At 64.2% G+C, this 13703-nt stretch carries 12 protein-coding genes, 2 tRNA genes and 1 pseudogene; 2 read left to right on the forward strand and 13 right to left on the reverse strand.

Translation table 11 applies throughout. The annotated features are described in order from the left end of the window. Positions 1-85: 85 nt before the first annotated feature. The 6 genes from rplI to rnr form a co-directional block, all read right to left on the reverse strand. On the reverse strand, positions 86-532 hold the full coding sequence (rplI, locus tag J2T47_RS10760; protein ID WP_015479134.1) for a 50S ribosomal protein L9: 447 nt from the start codon (positions 530-532) through the stop codon (positions 86-88). Between the two features lie 21 nt (positions 533-553). Then, a complete protein-coding gene (locus tag J2T47_RS10765; protein ID WP_253445836.1) occupies positions 554-1423 on the reverse strand; it encodes a hypothetical protein in 870 nt (289 codons plus the stop codon). A 34-nt stretch (positions 1424-1457) separates the two neighbouring features. Continuing rightward, a complete protein-coding gene (rpsR, locus tag J2T47_RS10770) occupies positions 1458-1688 on the reverse strand; it encodes a 30S ribosomal protein S18 (protein WP_003095634.1) in 231 nt (76 codons plus the stop codon). A 29-nt stretch (positions 1689-1717) separates the two neighbouring features. Continuing rightward, a complete protein-coding gene (gene rpsF, locus J2T47_RS10775; RefSeq protein WP_015479136.1) occupies positions 1718-2134 on the reverse strand; it encodes a 30S ribosomal protein S6 in 417 nt (138 codons plus the stop codon). A 203-nt stretch (positions 2135-2337) separates the two neighbouring features. Further along, complete coding sequence (gene rlmB / locus J2T47_RS10780; RefSeq protein WP_253445839.1) at positions 2338-3090, reverse strand: 23S rRNA (guanosine(2251)-2'-O)-methyltransferase RlmB; 753 nt, start codon at positions 3088-3090, stop codon at positions 2338-2340. Next, positions 3087-5816, reverse strand: coding sequence for a ribonuclease R (gene rnr / locus J2T47_RS10785; RefSeq protein ID WP_253445842.1), 2730 nt, complete (start codon positions 5814-5816; stop codon positions 3087-3089). Before rnr ends, rlmB begins: the two co-directional genes overlap by 4 nt. 205 nt (positions 5817-6021) lie before the next feature. On the opposite strand from rnr, the gene J2T47_RS10790 reads away from it, so the two are divergent. Together J2T47_RS10790 and J2T47_RS10795 are read left to right on the forward strand one after the other, a co-directional pair. After that, positions 6022-6108, forward strand: a tRNA-Leu gene (locus J2T47_RS10790). Between the two features lie 146 nt (positions 6109-6254). Further along, positions 6255-6341: transfer RNA gene (locus tag J2T47_RS10795), tRNA-Leu, on the forward strand. Between the two features lie 98 nt (positions 6342-6439). Here J2T47_RS10795 and J2T47_RS29455 read toward each other — a convergent pair. From J2T47_RS29455 to hflK, 7 genes and pseudogenes are all read right to left on the reverse strand, one after another. Beyond that, positions 6440-7324: a methyl-accepting chemotaxis protein gene (locus J2T47_RS29455; protein ID WP_437180974.1), complete on the reverse strand. Its 885-nt coding sequence runs from the start codon at positions 7322-7324 to the stop codon at positions 6440-6442. Continuing rightward, positions 7298-8374: pseudogene (locus tag J2T47_RS29460) on the reverse strand (HAMP domain-containing protein); the annotation flags it as partial. The pseudogene J2T47_RS29460 and the gene J2T47_RS29455, both read right to left, overlap by 27 nt. 144 nt (positions 8375-8518) lie before the next feature. Beyond that, positions 8519-9814 (reverse strand): adenylosuccinate synthase, encoded by a 1296-nt coding sequence (locus J2T47_RS10805; protein WP_253445848.1) that lies wholly within the window; start codon positions 9812-9814, stop codon positions 8519-8521. A gap of 66 nt (positions 9815-9880) precedes the next feature. After that, entirely contained in the window at positions 9881-11059 is a 1179-nt protein-coding gene (locus J2T47_RS10810; protein ID WP_138214041.1) for an ATP phosphoribosyltransferase regulatory subunit, read from the reverse strand. Positions 11060-11093: 34 nt separating this feature from the next. Then, the gene (locus J2T47_RS10815; protein WP_037012084.1) at positions 11094-11279 is read right to left on the reverse strand and encodes a DUF2065 domain-containing protein; all 186 of its coding nucleotides are present in this window, start codon (positions 11277-11279) and stop codon (positions 11094-11096) included. A 341-nt stretch (positions 11280-11620) separates the two neighbouring features. Further along, positions 11621-12490 (reverse strand): protease modulator HflC, encoded by an 870-nt coding sequence (gene hflC / locus J2T47_RS10820; RefSeq protein WP_253445851.1) that lies wholly within the window; start codon positions 12488-12490, stop codon positions 11621-11623. Beyond that, a complete protein-coding gene (gene hflK / locus J2T47_RS10825; RefSeq protein ID WP_253445854.1) occupies positions 12490-13662 on the reverse strand; it encodes an FtsH protease activity modulator HflK in 1173 nt (390 codons plus the stop codon). Before hflK ends, hflC begins: the two co-directional genes overlap by 1 nt. Positions 13663-13703 lie beyond the last annotated feature (41 nt).

Consider the following 13703-nt stretch of genomic DNA (forward strand, 5'->3'; position numbering starts at 1 on the left):
CGGTACTGAAGCTCAGTACCGTGCCCGATGTTAGCGGACTGAATCGCCCATGCAAGATGTGCGAAACGTCCTAGCGACGGATCGCTTACTCGGCGACTACAACCACGTGCAGGGTTGCATCAACATCCATGTGCAGTTGCACTTCGATGTTGTATTCGCCTACAGCGCGCAGGGCGCCGTCGGGCAGGCGAACTTCGCTCTTTTCCAGCGGGTAGCCGGCAGCCGAAACGGCGTCGGCAATGTCGCGGGTGCCGATCGAACCGAACAGCTTGCCTTCGTCGCCAGCGTGGGCGCCGATGGTCACGATCAGTTCGGCCAGTTGGGCAGCACGAGCTTCAGCAGCGGCTTTTTTCTCAGCAGCGGCTTTTTCCAGCTCTGCACGGCGCTCTTCGAAAGCAGCGACGTTGGCAGCGGTGGCAGCGGTGGCTTTGCCCTGCGGCAGCAGGTAGTTACGAGCGTAACCGCCCTTTACGTTCAGCTTGTCGCCCAGGTTGCCCAGTTTGGCGATCTTTTCCAGCAGGATGACTTCCATTTGAGTCTTACCTCTTAACTTTTAACCTTCACCGTTCGCAGCTTTCTGGCGCTTGGCCAGGCGACCGCGAAAATCAAACAGACTGTCGACTACGGCGACAAGACAGATCACATTGCCCAGTACGAATACCAGCAGGTACAGCGGTGCCAGCCAGAAGCCCGGAAGCTTCTTCAGCGCGGCCAGGCCGTGCCCCAGTGCGATCCCGGCGAACAGCAGCGGGATCATGCACAACGGCGCCAGCATGGTGGCCGCGGGCCCTGCGAAGGGCAGCGCCACAACGCCGACCAGCAGCGCTACAGCTGTGCCCGGCGACAGGCGCAGTGCACGGAACTCGCGGCCAAACCCTTCCGGGTTGAACAGTACTGCTTGCCAATAACGCGCCAGCATCAGGCACAACAGGCTGATCGTCTGCAGCGAGGCTGCCATCAGGCCGGTGATGGTCGGAACCATCTCCGCCTGCAGGGCGGCCATCTGTTCCGGCGAAAGCTTGGCTTCGGCCAGAACCTGCGGCAGAGCCTTGCCGAATGCATCGGCCAGACCTGCGACCAACCCGGCCGACACCGTGCTGAGCAGCAGCACGAACACCGCACCGAGCAAAACGCTCGCCAGCATCACCTGGTTCCAGGACACCTTGCTGCGCAGAACCTGCGCCAGCACGGCACTACCCACCAGAACCAGACTCACGCTGGGGTCACCCAGGTACCACCAGGCCAGTGCCGGAAGCAGCGCCCAGGCCAGGATGCCAAAGGCATCACGCGGACCACGGCGCAACAGCACCAGACTGCCTGCTGCGGCACCGAGCCAGAACAACGGCTGCAGTACCGCGGCTGCGACGACCACCAGGGTCGCCTGCATGCGGCCTCGCATGACAAATTCAGCCAATGCGCGCATGCGATCTATCCATCAATTCCAGTCGACTGCCCGATCAACGGCCGTGGCTGTCGGTGTAGGGAAGCAGGGCCAGGTAGCGGGCGCGCTTGATAGCGGTCGCCAGCTGACGCTGGTATTTGGCCTTGGTGCCGGTGATACGGCTCGGAACGATCTTGCCGGTTTCGGAAACGTAGGCCTTCAGGGTGTTGAGATCCTTGTAATCGATCTCTTTCACGCCTTCAGCGGTGAAACGGCAGAACTTACGACGACGGAAGAAACGTGCCATGTGTGTGGCTCCTCAATACTGGTCCGGGATTACTCGTCAGCGCTGTCGCGGCTATCTTCGCCGTCAGCGGACTCGCCCTCGTTCGATTCGGGACGCTCACGGCGCTCACGGCGCTCGTTGCGGCTCTCTTCGGCCTTCAGCATTTCGGACTGGCCGGTAACGGCTTCGTCGCGACGGATGACCATGTTACGGATCACGGCGTCGTTGTAACGGAAGTTGTCTTCCATTTCTGCCAGGGCCTTGGCGGTGCACTCGACGTTCATCAGAACGTAGTGAGCCTTGTGCACGTTGTTGATGGCGTAAGCCAGCTGACGACGGCCCCAGTCTTCCAGACGGTGGACTTTGCCGCCGTCTTCTTCGATGGCCTTGGTGTAACGCTCGACCATGCCACCGACTTGTTCGCTCTGGTCCGGGTGAACCAGGAACACGATTTCGTAATGACGCATAAATGCTCCTTACGGATTGCAGCCTGCCGACAAAGCGGTCAGACAAGGAGTGAATGATTTTTTCCTTGTCGCTCGGAAGCACGCGCGAACGCCTGCCCGGACGACAAGGGCCGACATTCTAGAGAAGCACGCCGGGGGGCGCAAGGAAAACTGGTGAAACTTTGAGCAGCGCGAGGCGGCAGGGGCCGCCTCGCGTGGGGACGTCAGGCGCCGGCCTTGAGCTGGCGCTGGCGGACGATCTCGAACAGGCAGACGCCGGTGGCCACCGAGACGTTCAGGCTGCTGACGCTGCCCTGCATCGGCAGCTTGGCCAGGTAGTCGCAATGATCGCGGGTCAGGCGACGCATACCCTTGCCCTCGGCACCCATGACCAGCACGGTCGGCCCGGTGAGGTCGAGTTCGTAGAGCATCTGGGTCGCCTCGCCGGCCGTACCGACGATCCACAGGCCGCGCTGCTGGAGTTTCTCCAGGGTGCGCGAGAGGTTGGTCACCGCGACCAGCGGGATCACCTCGGCGGCGCCGCAGGCCACTTTACGCACGGTGGCGTTGAGGGTGGCGGATTTGTCCTTCGGCACAATCACCGCCAGCGCGCCCGCCGCATCGGCAGTGCGCAGGCAGGCGCCAAGGTTGTGCGGGTCGGTCACGCCGTCCAGCACCAGCAGCAGTGCCGGGCCGGTGGAGCGCTCCAGCAGCTCCTCCAGCATGTTCTCGCCCCACACCTGGCTCGGGCTGACCTCGGCGACCACGCCCTGGTGCACGCCCTCGGCCCACTCGTCCAGCTCCTTGCGGTCGCGCGTGCCTACCGGCACGCGCGTCTGGCCAGCCAGTTCGACCAGCGTCTGGACGCGCGGATCCTGACGACCTTCGGCCAGCCACAGCTGCTTGACTCGCTTGGGGTGATGGCGCAGCAGCGCTTCTACGGCATGAACCCCGTAGACCTTTTCCCACTGACTCATTTCTTCGCCTTACGCTTGCTGGCCGGCGCACCGCCAGTGGCACCCGCCTTGGGCGCAGCAGCTCCCTTGCGGTGCTTGGACGGCTTGGCGGACCGGGCTTTCTGTTTCGACGGATTGCGCGGCTTGCCCGCGGCGGGCGCGGCCTTGCCTTTACCGGCTGCCGGCTTGTTGCCGCCGACCTTGGCTTCCTCGAGCAGCGCCTTCTTCACTTCGCGGCTCTTGCGCACATCGGTATTGCCGAGCATTTCCTCGGCCTTGGCGAGCATTTCCGGGGCCACCGACGGCAGCGCCTGGACCACCCCAACCTTGCGCTTGCGCGGCTGCACAGCGACATCGGGGGCGAGATACGGATCATCCGCCACCGCACGCGGAGCGCGGGTCGGCTTGTCTTTTGCCGCCACGGTTTTGGGCGCCTTGCCCTTGGCCGCTTTGCCCTTGGCAACCGGTTCGGCCTTCTCGCCGCGCTTCTTGCGGCCGATGGGCGCGCTGAGCACGTTGTCGGAGAGCTCGAAGTCGATCTTCCGCTCATCCAGGTCGACACGCGCCACGACCACTTCCACGGTATCGCCGAGACGGAAGCTGCGACCAGTGCGCTCGCCACTCAGGCGATGATGCACCGCATCGAAGTGGTAATAATCGCCAGGCAGTGCAGTGACATGCACCAGGCCTTCCACATAGATGTCGCTCAGCTCGACGAAGATGCCGAAGCCAGTCACCGCGGTGATCACGCCGGGGAAGGTCTCGCCCACGCGCTCGCGCATGAACTCGCACTTCAGCCAGTTGGTGACATCCCGGGTCGCTTCGTCGGCGCGGCGCTCGGTCAATGAGCACTGCTCGCCCAGCTGAGCCAGACGGGCTTCGTCGTACGGATAGATACGCGCCTTGGGCATGCTGGCAGCACCTGCGCGCTGCACGTGCTCGGATGCCGCCTTGGAGCGGATCAGGCCACGGATGGCGCGGTGGGTCAGCAGATCCGGGTAGCGGCGGATCGGCGAGGTGAAGTGGGTGTAGGCCTCGTAGTTCAGGCCGAAGTGGCCGGCGTTCTCGGGGCTGTACACCGCCTGGCTCAGGGAGCGCAGCATCACGGTCTGGATCAGCTGCAGGTCCGGGCGACCCTGGATGGACTCCAGCAGCTTCTGGTAATCCGCCGGGGTCGGGTCACCCTTGCCGCGATAAAGCGTCAGGCCCAGCTCACCGAGGAACTGGCGCAGGTTGTTCAGCTTCTCCTGCGGCGGGCCATCGTGGACGCGGTACAGCGCGGGGATGGCGTGCTTCTCGAGGAACTTGGCGGTGGCGACGTTGGCCGCTAGCATGCATTCCTCGATCAGCTTGTGCGCATCGTTGCGCTGGGTCGGGCGGATTTCCGAGATCTTGCGGTCCGCACCGAAGACGATGCGGGTTTCCTGGGTCTCGAAATCGATGGCCCCGCGCACGTGGCGCGCGCCGACCAGGACCTTGTACAGGTCATAAAGGGTATTGAGGTGCGGCACCACCGCCGGCAGCTGTTCCTTCAGGCGCTGGCCTTCGGGGCTGTCCGGGGTTTCCAGGTACTGGCTGACCTTGGTGTAGGTCAGGCGCGCATGGGAATGGATGACCGCCTCGTAGAACTGGTAATCGGTCATCTTGCCGGCCTTGGAGAGATTCATCTCGCAGACCATGGCCAGGCGATCGACCAGCGGATTCAGGGAGCACAGGCCGTTGGAGAGAATCTCCGGCAGCATCGGAATCACGCGCTCGGGGAAGTACACCGAGTTACCGCGCTTGGCCGCCTCTTCATCCAGGGCCGAGCCGACCTTCACATAATGAGAGACGTCGGCAATGGCGACGAACAGCTTCCAGCCACCACCCTTGCGCTTCTCGGCATAGACCGCGTCGTCGAAGTCGCGAGCGTCTTCACCGTCGATGGTGACGAAAGGCAGGGCGCGCAGGTCGATGCGCTTTTCCTTGTCCTTCTCCAGCACTTCGGGCTTGAGCTTCGCCGCTTCCTTCTCCACGGCCTCGGGCCAGGTGTGAGGAATGTCGTAGCTGCGCAGGGCCACCTCGATTTCCATGCCCGGCGCCATGTAGTCGCCCAGCACTTCCACCACTTCACCCTGGGCCTGGCGATGCACGCTCGGCCAGACGTCGATGCGGACCTGGACGAACTGGTTGTGCTTGGCCTTGCCGGCCTTGCCTGGCGGGATCAGTACTTCCTGCTGGATCTTCGGGTTGTCGGCGACGACCGTGCCGATGCCGCTCTCGTCGAAGTAGCGACCGACGATGGTCTCGTGGGCGCGTTCGACCACTTCTACTATTGCGCCTTCACGGCGGCCGCGGCGATCGAAGCCGGACACACGCGCCAGGGCGCGGTCGCCGTCGAACACCAGGCGCATCTGCGTCGGGCTGAGGAACAGGTCGTCGCTGCCGTCATCGGGGATCAGGAAGCCGAAGCCGTCGCGGTGGCCGGCGATGCGGCCGAGGATCAGGTCGAGCTTGTCCACCGGCGCGTAGGCGCCACGGCGGGTATAGATAAGCTGGCCGTCGCGCTCCATGGCGCGCAGTCGGCGGCGCAGTGCTTCTTCCTGCTCTTCGCCGGAGAGGCCGAGTTCGTCCATCAACTGGGACCGCGTCGCGGGTGCGCCGCGCTCGGCAAGGTGCGCCAGGATGAGTTCACGGCTGGGGATGGGGTTGTCGTATTTTTCCGCCTCGCGGGCGGCCTCGGGATCGAGGTTTTGCCAATCGGCCATTAAAGTGCGGTCACCTTATATATAGGGGTATGGATCGCCATGTGCTTATTGAAGCGCGAAACCCGCCTGTCGGTCAGCTTCGGGCAAGAATAAATTTTTTATCGCATCAGGGGTTTACAAGCGAAAACGCTCTCCGTATAGTTCGCGCCCACAGCGTCAGACAGATGTTGTAACACGGAAACGATGAGTAATCATCGACTCCAGTGCCCAGGTGGCGGAATTGGTAGACGCACTAGGTTCAGGTCCTAGCGGTGGCAACACCGTGGAAGTTCGAGTCTTCTCCTGGGCACCACTTATTCAAGGATAAAGTCAGTCTCTGACAGGCTTTATCAGGCGGGTTCGGAACCCTGATAACCGAACGATAGACCGTCAGATGCAACCAAGGGTTGCATCACCGCAAGACGATGAGCGATCATCGCACCCCATGCTGAAAAGCATGCCCAGGTGGCGGAATTGGTAGACGCACTAGGTTCAGGTCCTAGCGGTGGCAACACCGTGGAAGTTCGAGTCTTCTCCTGGGCACCATCTTCAAACGAAAAAGCCGAGCATAGCTCGGCTTTTTTGTTTTCGGCTTTCCGCCTTTTACCCTGCCGGACGCGAGCGCCCGGCAAGGCCCGCCAGCCTCAAGCCTTGAACTGCCCCAAGCTGGCGCGCAGCTGACCGGCCAATCCATCGAGCACTCGCCCACTGCTGGCGGTCGCACTCACCGCTTCCGCCGCAAGACTCGCCTCGGCATGGATCACCTCGACCCGCCCGCGCACCGCCGCAGCGCCGGCCGCCTGCTGTTGTGCCGAATGCGTCGCCGCCTCGATGGCGCCGTGCACTTCTTCCACTGCGCTTTGCACTTCTCGCTGTAGCCGCTCGCTATCTTGCAGAGCCGCCAATCCCTGCACCGCCTGCTCGCGAGCCTGCCCGATGGCCGACACCGCTTCGCGCGCACCCGCCTGCAGGGCGCCAATGTGAGACTGGATATCTCCGGTGGATTGCTGGGTCTTGCTCGCCAGGGCACGTACTTCATCTGCCACCACGGCGAACCCACGGCCACTTTCGCCCGCACGCGCCGCCTCGATGGCCGCATTCAGCGCCAGCAGGTTGGTCTGCTCGGCGATACCATGAATCACCGAGAGCACCACTTCGATCTGCTCGCTCTGCCGCGCCAGACGCTCGATGACGCCGGCACCATTCTGCACGCGGGATTCCAGGGTTTCGATCAACCCCCCGACCTTGCGCGCAATCGCCGCATTGGCCTGCGCTGCCTGGCGAATCTCGCCCACCCGCGCCAGTGCGGCCTGCATGGAACGGCTTTCCATTTCTGCCTCCGCCGCCATCCCGGAGAGCGCCTCCAGGCTGCCGGCCACTTCATTGCGCTGCCGGTCCGCCGCCGCTTCGGCGCTGGCACTGCGACTGGCCAGCGCGGCGATTTCACTGCCGGTCTGCTGCGCCACCTGCCCAGCCTCGCGCACGATGGGCTGGAGCTTGTCGACGAAGCGATTCACCGCAGTCGCCATTTCACCCAGCTCATCGCGACTGTCCAACCGCACGCGACGAGTCAGGTCACCCTCCCCGGCCGCCAGATCGTTCAGCGCATCGATCAGCAAGCGCAGGCGATTCACCACGCGACGGCCGAGCACGATCGCCAGGCAGAGCAGCACGCCAAGACCCACCAAAAAAAGCCCCATGCCGATGCGCCAGCGCAGCGTTCCCGCCGCCTCTTCGATGGAAGTCTTCGCCCCCTGGCTCATGCCGTCCGCCGCTTGCTTCGCCGACTGCAGGCGAGCGGTGAGGGCCTTGGTACTGTCCGCTGCCGCGCCGGCAAGACTCTCGCCCACCAGCTGATCGCCACTGGCGACCAGGGAGGAGAAGCGCTGGTCCAGTGCGGCGATCTGCTTCTCGATGGCATCGGTGGAAACACCCAGGCGCACCGTCCCGATGACCACACCATTGGGGCTGATTGGCGCCTCGACGAGAAACACCGAGCTGTCATGGCTCGCCGCTTCCAGCACCTTATCCAGGGCGCGCTCGCCCTTGCCTTTCTCCAGCAGCGCCTGGACTCGAGCATCTTCGCGATTGAGGTAGCGAGTCAGGTGCTGGCCCTGCGGATCGTCGTAGACCACGAAGAGCACATTGGGATTGGCCTGGGCGCGCCGGGCGTAGTCCGAGAGCACCGGCACGTCATTGTCCCACATCGCCTTGGGCGCCACGGCAGCGAGCAACTGCGCCAATTCCGTGGCGGACTGGCGCAGGTTCTGCTCCAGCCCCTCGCGCAATTGGCCCTGCTCTTCCTTTAAACGCGCCGAAAGCGCCGAGCCCAGACGCTCGCGGGTGCGGCTGGAGAGATCGTTCAGACCCGAGGTGACTTCCCGCCCCGCCTGCTCCAGTTCACCAGCCAGGCGTTGCGATTCGTTACCCAGGTGCGCACCCAGGTCGTTGACCAGACCATCAACGGTGCTGCGGGTCAGCCACAAGGCAATCACCAGCTGCACCAGCAGCGCGATTCCCAGGGCGATGAAAGCGGGGCGCAGCAGGCGGCTGCGCAACAGAGACAGGACGGCGGACACGGCGGGCTTCCTCCGGACGTAACGGATGTCTGGCGCGAAAGACGCCAATCCGTTTCACCAGCAAAGCGCGTGCCGATGCGCCAATGGAGCTCTGGAAACGACAACGGGCCGCATGAGCGGCCCGTTGCAGTGTGCAGCTGAGGATCAGCCGAACGGATGGCGCAGGACGATGGTCTCGGCGCGGTCCGGACCGGTGGAGATGATGTCGATGGGTGCACCGACCAGCTCCTCGATGCGCTTGATGTAAGCACGCGCATTGGCCGGCAGGCCTTCCAGGGTCTGAACACCCACGGTGGATTCGCTCCAGCCCGGCAGGTCTTCGTAGATCGGCTGCAGGCCGATGTAGCTGTCGGCGTCGGTCGGCGCGTCGGTCAGCAGTTCGCCGGCGGCGTTCTTGTAGCCGGTGCAGATGCGCACGGTTTCCAGGCCGTCGAGGACGTCCAGCTTGGTCAGGCACAGGCCGGACAGGCTGTTGATCTCGATGGCGCGACGCAGGATGACGGCATCGAACCAGCCGCAACGACGGGCACGGCCAGTGGTGGCGCCGAACTCGTGACCGACCTTGGCCAGGCGCGCACCGATGTCATCGAACAGTTCGGTCGGGAACGGGCCGGAGCCAACGCGGGTGGTGTAGGCCTTGGTGATACCCAGGATGTAGTCCAGATACAGCGGACCAAAGCCCGAACCGGTAGCGGTGCCGCCAGCGGTGGTGTTGGAGCTGGTGACGAACGGGTAGGTGCCGTGGTCGATGTCCAGCAGCGAACCCTGGGCGCCTTCGAACATGATGTTCTCGTTGGCGCGGCGCAGGTCGTGCAGGGTCGAGGTCACGTCGGCCATCAGCGGCTTCAGCTCTTCGGCGTAGGCCATGCACTCGTCCAGAGTCTTCTGGAAGTCGACGGCCGGCTCCTTGTAATAGTGCTGCAGGACGAAGTTGTGGTAGTCCAGAACCTCACCCAGCTTGGCAGCGAAGCGCTCGCGGTGGAACAGGTCACCCACGCGCAGGCCGCGACGGGCCACCTTGTCTTCGTAAGCCGGGCCGATGCCGCGACCGGTGGTGCCGATCTTCGAGTCGCCACGGGCCTTCTCGCGAGCCTGGTCCAGGGCCACGTGGAAGGACAGGATCAGCGGGCAGGACGGGCTGATGCGCAGGCGCTCGCGCACCGGTACGCCCTTCTCTTCCAGCTTGGCGATCTCGCGCATCAGCGCGTCGGGCGCCAGTACCACGCCATTGCCGATCAGGCACTGCACGCCTTCGCGCAGGATGCCCGACGGGATCAGGTGCAGTACGGTCTTCTCGCCAGCGACCACCAGGGTATGACCGGCGTTGTGGCCGCCCTGGTAACGCACCACGGCAGCAGCCTGGTCGGTCAGCAGGTCGACGATCTTGCCTTTGCCCTCATCACCCCACTGGGTGCCCAGGACTACGACATTCTTACCCATAACTCTTGTCCCCATCGTGGATGTTCGGTGCCGGCCGCGGCCGGCAGAAACTCGAAGTGACGCGCCTCAGAGCGCAGCCACCTGCCAATTGCCATCGCGAACCAGCAACTGCTGGTCGCAGCCCGCTTCGGAAGCCGAAGCCGCATCCTGCCCGGGCAGCGCCTGTACCACGCGCACACCCTGACGGCGCAACTGCTGCACCGCCTGCCACAAGCCAGCCCCATCGGCCGGCGCCCAGACTCCGGTGCGCGGCTCGTCGAGCTGGGCGCGGCCGAGAGTGACCAGGGTCTTTAGGTCGGTAGAGAAACCGGTGGCCGGACGCGCGCGACCGAAATCGGCGCCGATATCGTCGTAACGGCCGCCCTGGGCGATGGACTCGCCAACCCCAGGCACGAACGCGGCAAACACCACGCCCGTGTGATAGTGATAGCCACGCAGCTCGCCGAGGTCGAAGTACAACGGCAGTTGCGGGAAGCGCGCGGCCAGCGAGTCGGCGATGGCGGTCAGGTCGGCCAGCGCCGCCTGGACGTTGGCCGGAGCACCGGCGAGCACTTCGCGCGCCTGCTCCAGCACCTCGCGACTGCCGCACAGCTCGGCGAGTGCACGGAGCATGCCGGCGAGCTCGCTCGGCAGACCTTCGGTCAGCGCTGCGACTTCGTCCACCGCCTTGCGCTGCAAGGCGTCGAACAGCAGCTGCTCGACTTCGCCGGACAGGCCGGCAGCCTGAGCCAGGCCACGGTAGATGCCGACATGACCAAGGTCCATGTGCACATCCGGCACCTGGGCCATTTCGAGCATGTCGAGCAACAGGCTGATGACTTCGACGTCGCCGGCCGAGCCTGTGTTGCCGTATAGCTCGGCGCCCAGCTGGATCGGGCTGCGCGAAGTGGCCAGCGCACGCGGGCGGGCATGCAGCACGCTGCCGGCGTAGCACAGGCGGTTCGGGCCTTCACGACGCAGGCTGTGGGCGTCCATGCGGGCGACTTGCGGCGTGATGTCCGCACGGAAGCCCATCAGACGGCCGGACGCCGGATCGGTGACCTTGAAGGTACGCAGGTCCAGATCCTGGCCGGCACCGGTCAGCAGGGATTCCAGGTATTCGATATGCGGGGTGACGACGAACTCGTAACCCCAGCGCTGGAACAGGTCCAGCACCTGACGGCGGGCTGCTTCAACGCGCGCCGCCTCCGGTGGCAGCACTTCTTCGATTCCATCTGGCAGCAGCCAGCGGTCTACCGTTGCCATGTCGCCTCTCTCCTTTTTTAGGCCGGGCGGCACTTCAATGAATGCAGTAAAGAAGGACGGTGCCGAGCAGCATGCTGCCCAGCCCGATGAGTCTCAGACTGCGGTCGCCCAAGCGCCCGAGCCCGCTCACGGCGTCGCGCCAACCACGCGGGTACAGGAATGGAAGGATGCCTTCCAGCACCAGCAACAGACAGAACGCCTTGCCGAATTCCTGCCACATGGCTCTCGTACATCATTCTCGCGGACGCAAAAAAGCCGGGATTTCCCGGCTGACCCATGATAACACGATTTCTCCGGCGGGCGCTGCCGCCCGCCGGAGACTTACGAGGGTTCGTTGATGTTTCGGCGTGAATCGCGTTGCCGCGGCAAATCACGCCAGGCTAGACGCGGGACGACGGCAATGGCCGGCCCTTGCCTAGTCCCGCAACGACGCATGGCGTGATTTGACGCGCAACCCGAAGGGACGAACCCCGTGTTACGCGGCGCCTGAGCCACAACCTGGCATCAGGACATCTCGCAACACGGGGTTCGGCGCGGTCACGACGAAGCGTCGACGGACCCTCAGGGTTTAGCTTTTTCGAGGTAGCGGAAGAACTCGTTGCTCGGATCGAGCACCAGCACGTCCTTCTTGTCGGCAAAGCTTTCGCGGTAAGCCCTGAGGCTGCGGGTGAAGGCGTAGAACTCCGGATCGGCGGTGTAGGCCTTGGCGTAGATCGCCGCCGCCTTGGCATCGCCGTCACCGCGGGTCTCTTCCGACTCGCGATAGGCCTCGGCCAGCAGGACACGGCGCTGACGATCGGCATCCGCACGGATACCTTCGGCCAGTTCGCGACCCTTGGCGCGGTGCTCACGGGCTTCCCGCTCACGCTCGGTGCTCATGCGCTCGAACACGCTGCGGTTCACTTCCTTGGGCAGGTCGATAGCCTTGACGCGAACGTCGACCACCTCGATACCCAACTCCTTCTGCGCCATGCGGTTCAGCGAAGCGGTGATATCGCCCATCAGCGCATCACGCTCACCCGACACCACTTCGTGCAGGGTGCGCTTGCCGAACTGGTCACGCAGACCGGCTTCCAGACGACGGGACAGACGCTCGTCGGCAATCTGCTTCATACCCGAAGTCGCGGTGTAGAAGCGCTCGGCATCGGAGACGCGCCACTTGGCGTAGGCGTCGACCATCACCGCTTTCTTCTCCAGCGTCAGGAAGCGCTGGGTCGGCGAATCCAGGGTCAGCAGGCGGCCGTCGAACTTGCGCACCGTGTTGACGTACGGAATCTTGAAGTGCAGGCCGGGCTTCACGTCCGGCTCGACCACGCGACCGAAGCGCAGCAGTACGGCGCGTTCGGTCTGCTGCACCACGTAGACGCTGCTCCAGACGGCAACAGCAACCACCACACCCGCGATGAGGGCGATCAGGGACTTGTTACTCATCAGCGGCTCTCCCGGGTACGCGTGTCACGCTGCTGCAGGTCGTTGGCGACGCGCGAACCGATATCCGGCGTGCTGCTGCTCGCACTCGGCGTGCTGCTCGGGGTTGCCGAACCGCGGCCATCCATCATCTTGTCCAGCGGCAGGTAGATCAGGTTGTTCTGACCCTGCTGCCCGGTCACCAGCACCTTGCTGGTCTGGCTCAGGACGTCCTGCATGGTGTCCAGGTACAGACGCTGACGGGTCACGTCCGGCGCCTTGTGGTATTCGCCGGCCAGCTTGGTGAAGCGATCCGCCTCACCCTGGGCGCGGGAGACCACCTCATCGCGGTAGCCGTTGGCTTCCTCGATGATGCGCTGGGCCTGACCACGGGCTTCAGGCACCACGCCGTTGGCGTAGGCTTCGGCCTGGTTCTTCTCGCGCTGCTCGTCCTCGCGGGCACGGATCACGTCGTCGAACGCTTCCTGTACCTCACGCGGCGCGGCGGCGCTCTGAATGTTCACCTGGGTCACCGTGATACCGGTCTTGTAGGTATCGAGGAACCGCTGCAGACGATCACGCACCTCGGTGGCCATCTGTTCGCGGCCCTCGGTGAGGATCTTGTCCATGGTGGTGGAGCCGGCCACGTGACGCAGGGCGCTTTCGGTGGCGTGCTGCAGGCTCACTTCCGGCTGGTCGACGTTGAGCACGAAGTCCTTCAGGTTGCTGACCTTGTACTGCACGGTCAGCGGAACCTCGACGATGTTCTCGTCCTCGGTGAGCATCTGACCCTGCTTGCTGTAGGCACGCTCGCGGGTGACGTTCTCCTGGAACTTCTTGTCGATCGGCGGGAAGTAGATATTCAGGCCGGGGCCTACGGTCTCGTGGTACTGACCGAAGCGCAGGATCACTGCCTGCTCCTGCTCGTCCACGACGTAGATGGCGTTGTACAGCCACAGCACGGCAAGGATCGCCAGGCCGATACCGAACAGACCGAGGCTACCGCCCCGACCACTGCCGCCACCGCCCGACCCACTGCCGCGCTTGGGTTTGCCGAAAATTCCGTTCAGGCTGTCTTGCAGCTTGCGGAACGCTTCATCCAGATCAGGAGGACCCTGGCGACCGCCACCACGGCGTCCACCCCAGGGGTCCTGGTCGTTCTTGTTCGAGTTGTCACCCGGCTCATTCCAAGCCATAGCGCTCTCCATCTGATAACGCGAAAACGCGCCTACGGCGC

This window comes from Pseudomonas nitroreducens, assembly GCF_024170165.1.
GTDB lineage: Bacteria > Pseudomonadota > Gammaproteobacteria > Pseudomonadales > Pseudomonadaceae > Pseudomonas > Pseudomonas nitroreducens_C.

Excerpts from the sequence above, each read along its gene's own strand:
- J2T47_RS10810 (WP_138214041.1), bottom strand. The coding sequence starts at position 11,059 with ATGGCAACGGTAGACCGCTGGCTGCTGCCAGATGGAATCGAAGAAGTG.
- hflK (WP_253445854.1), bottom strand. The coding sequence starts at position 13,662 with ATGGCTTGGAATGAGCCGGGTGACAACTCGAACAAGAACGACCAGGAC.
- J2T47_RS29455 (WP_437180974.1), bottom strand. The coding sequence starts at position 7,324 with ATGGCGACTGCGGTGAATCGCTTCGTCGACAAGCTCCAGCCCATCGTG.
- hflC (WP_253445851.1), bottom strand. The coding sequence starts at position 12,490 with ATGAGTAACAAGTCCCTGATCGCCCTCATCGCGGGTGTGGTGGTTGCT.
- rpsR (WP_003095634.1), bottom strand. The coding sequence starts at position 1,688 with ATGGCACGTTTCTTCCGTCGTCGTAAGTTCTGCCGTTTCACCGCTGAA.
- rplI (WP_015479134.1), bottom strand. The coding sequence starts at position 532 with ATGGAAGTCATCCTGCTGGAAAAGATCGCCAAACTGGGCAACCTGGGC.
- J2T47_RS10815 (WP_037012084.1), bottom strand. The coding sequence starts at position 11,279 with ATGTGGCAGGAATTCGGCAAGGCGTTCTGTCTGTTGCTGGTGCTGGAA.
- J2T47_RS10805 (WP_253445848.1), bottom strand. The coding sequence starts at position 9,814 with ATGGGTAAGAATGTCGTAGTCCTGGGCACCCAGTGGGGTGATGAGGGC.
- rpsF (WP_015479136.1), bottom strand. The coding sequence starts at position 2,134 with ATGCGTCATTACGAAATCGTGTTCCTGGTTCACCCGGACCAGAGCGAA.
- J2T47_RS10765 (WP_253445836.1), bottom strand. The coding sequence starts at position 1,423 with ATGCGCGCATTGGCTGAATTTGTCATGCGAGGCCGCATGCAGGCGACC.
- rnr (WP_253445842.1), bottom strand. The coding sequence starts at position 5,816 with ATGGCCGATTGGCAAAACCTCGATCCCGAGGCCGCCCGCGAGGCGGAA.
- rlmB (WP_253445839.1), bottom strand. The coding sequence starts at position 3,090 with ATGAGTCAGTGGGAAAAGGTCTACGGGGTTCATGCCGTAGAAGCGCTG.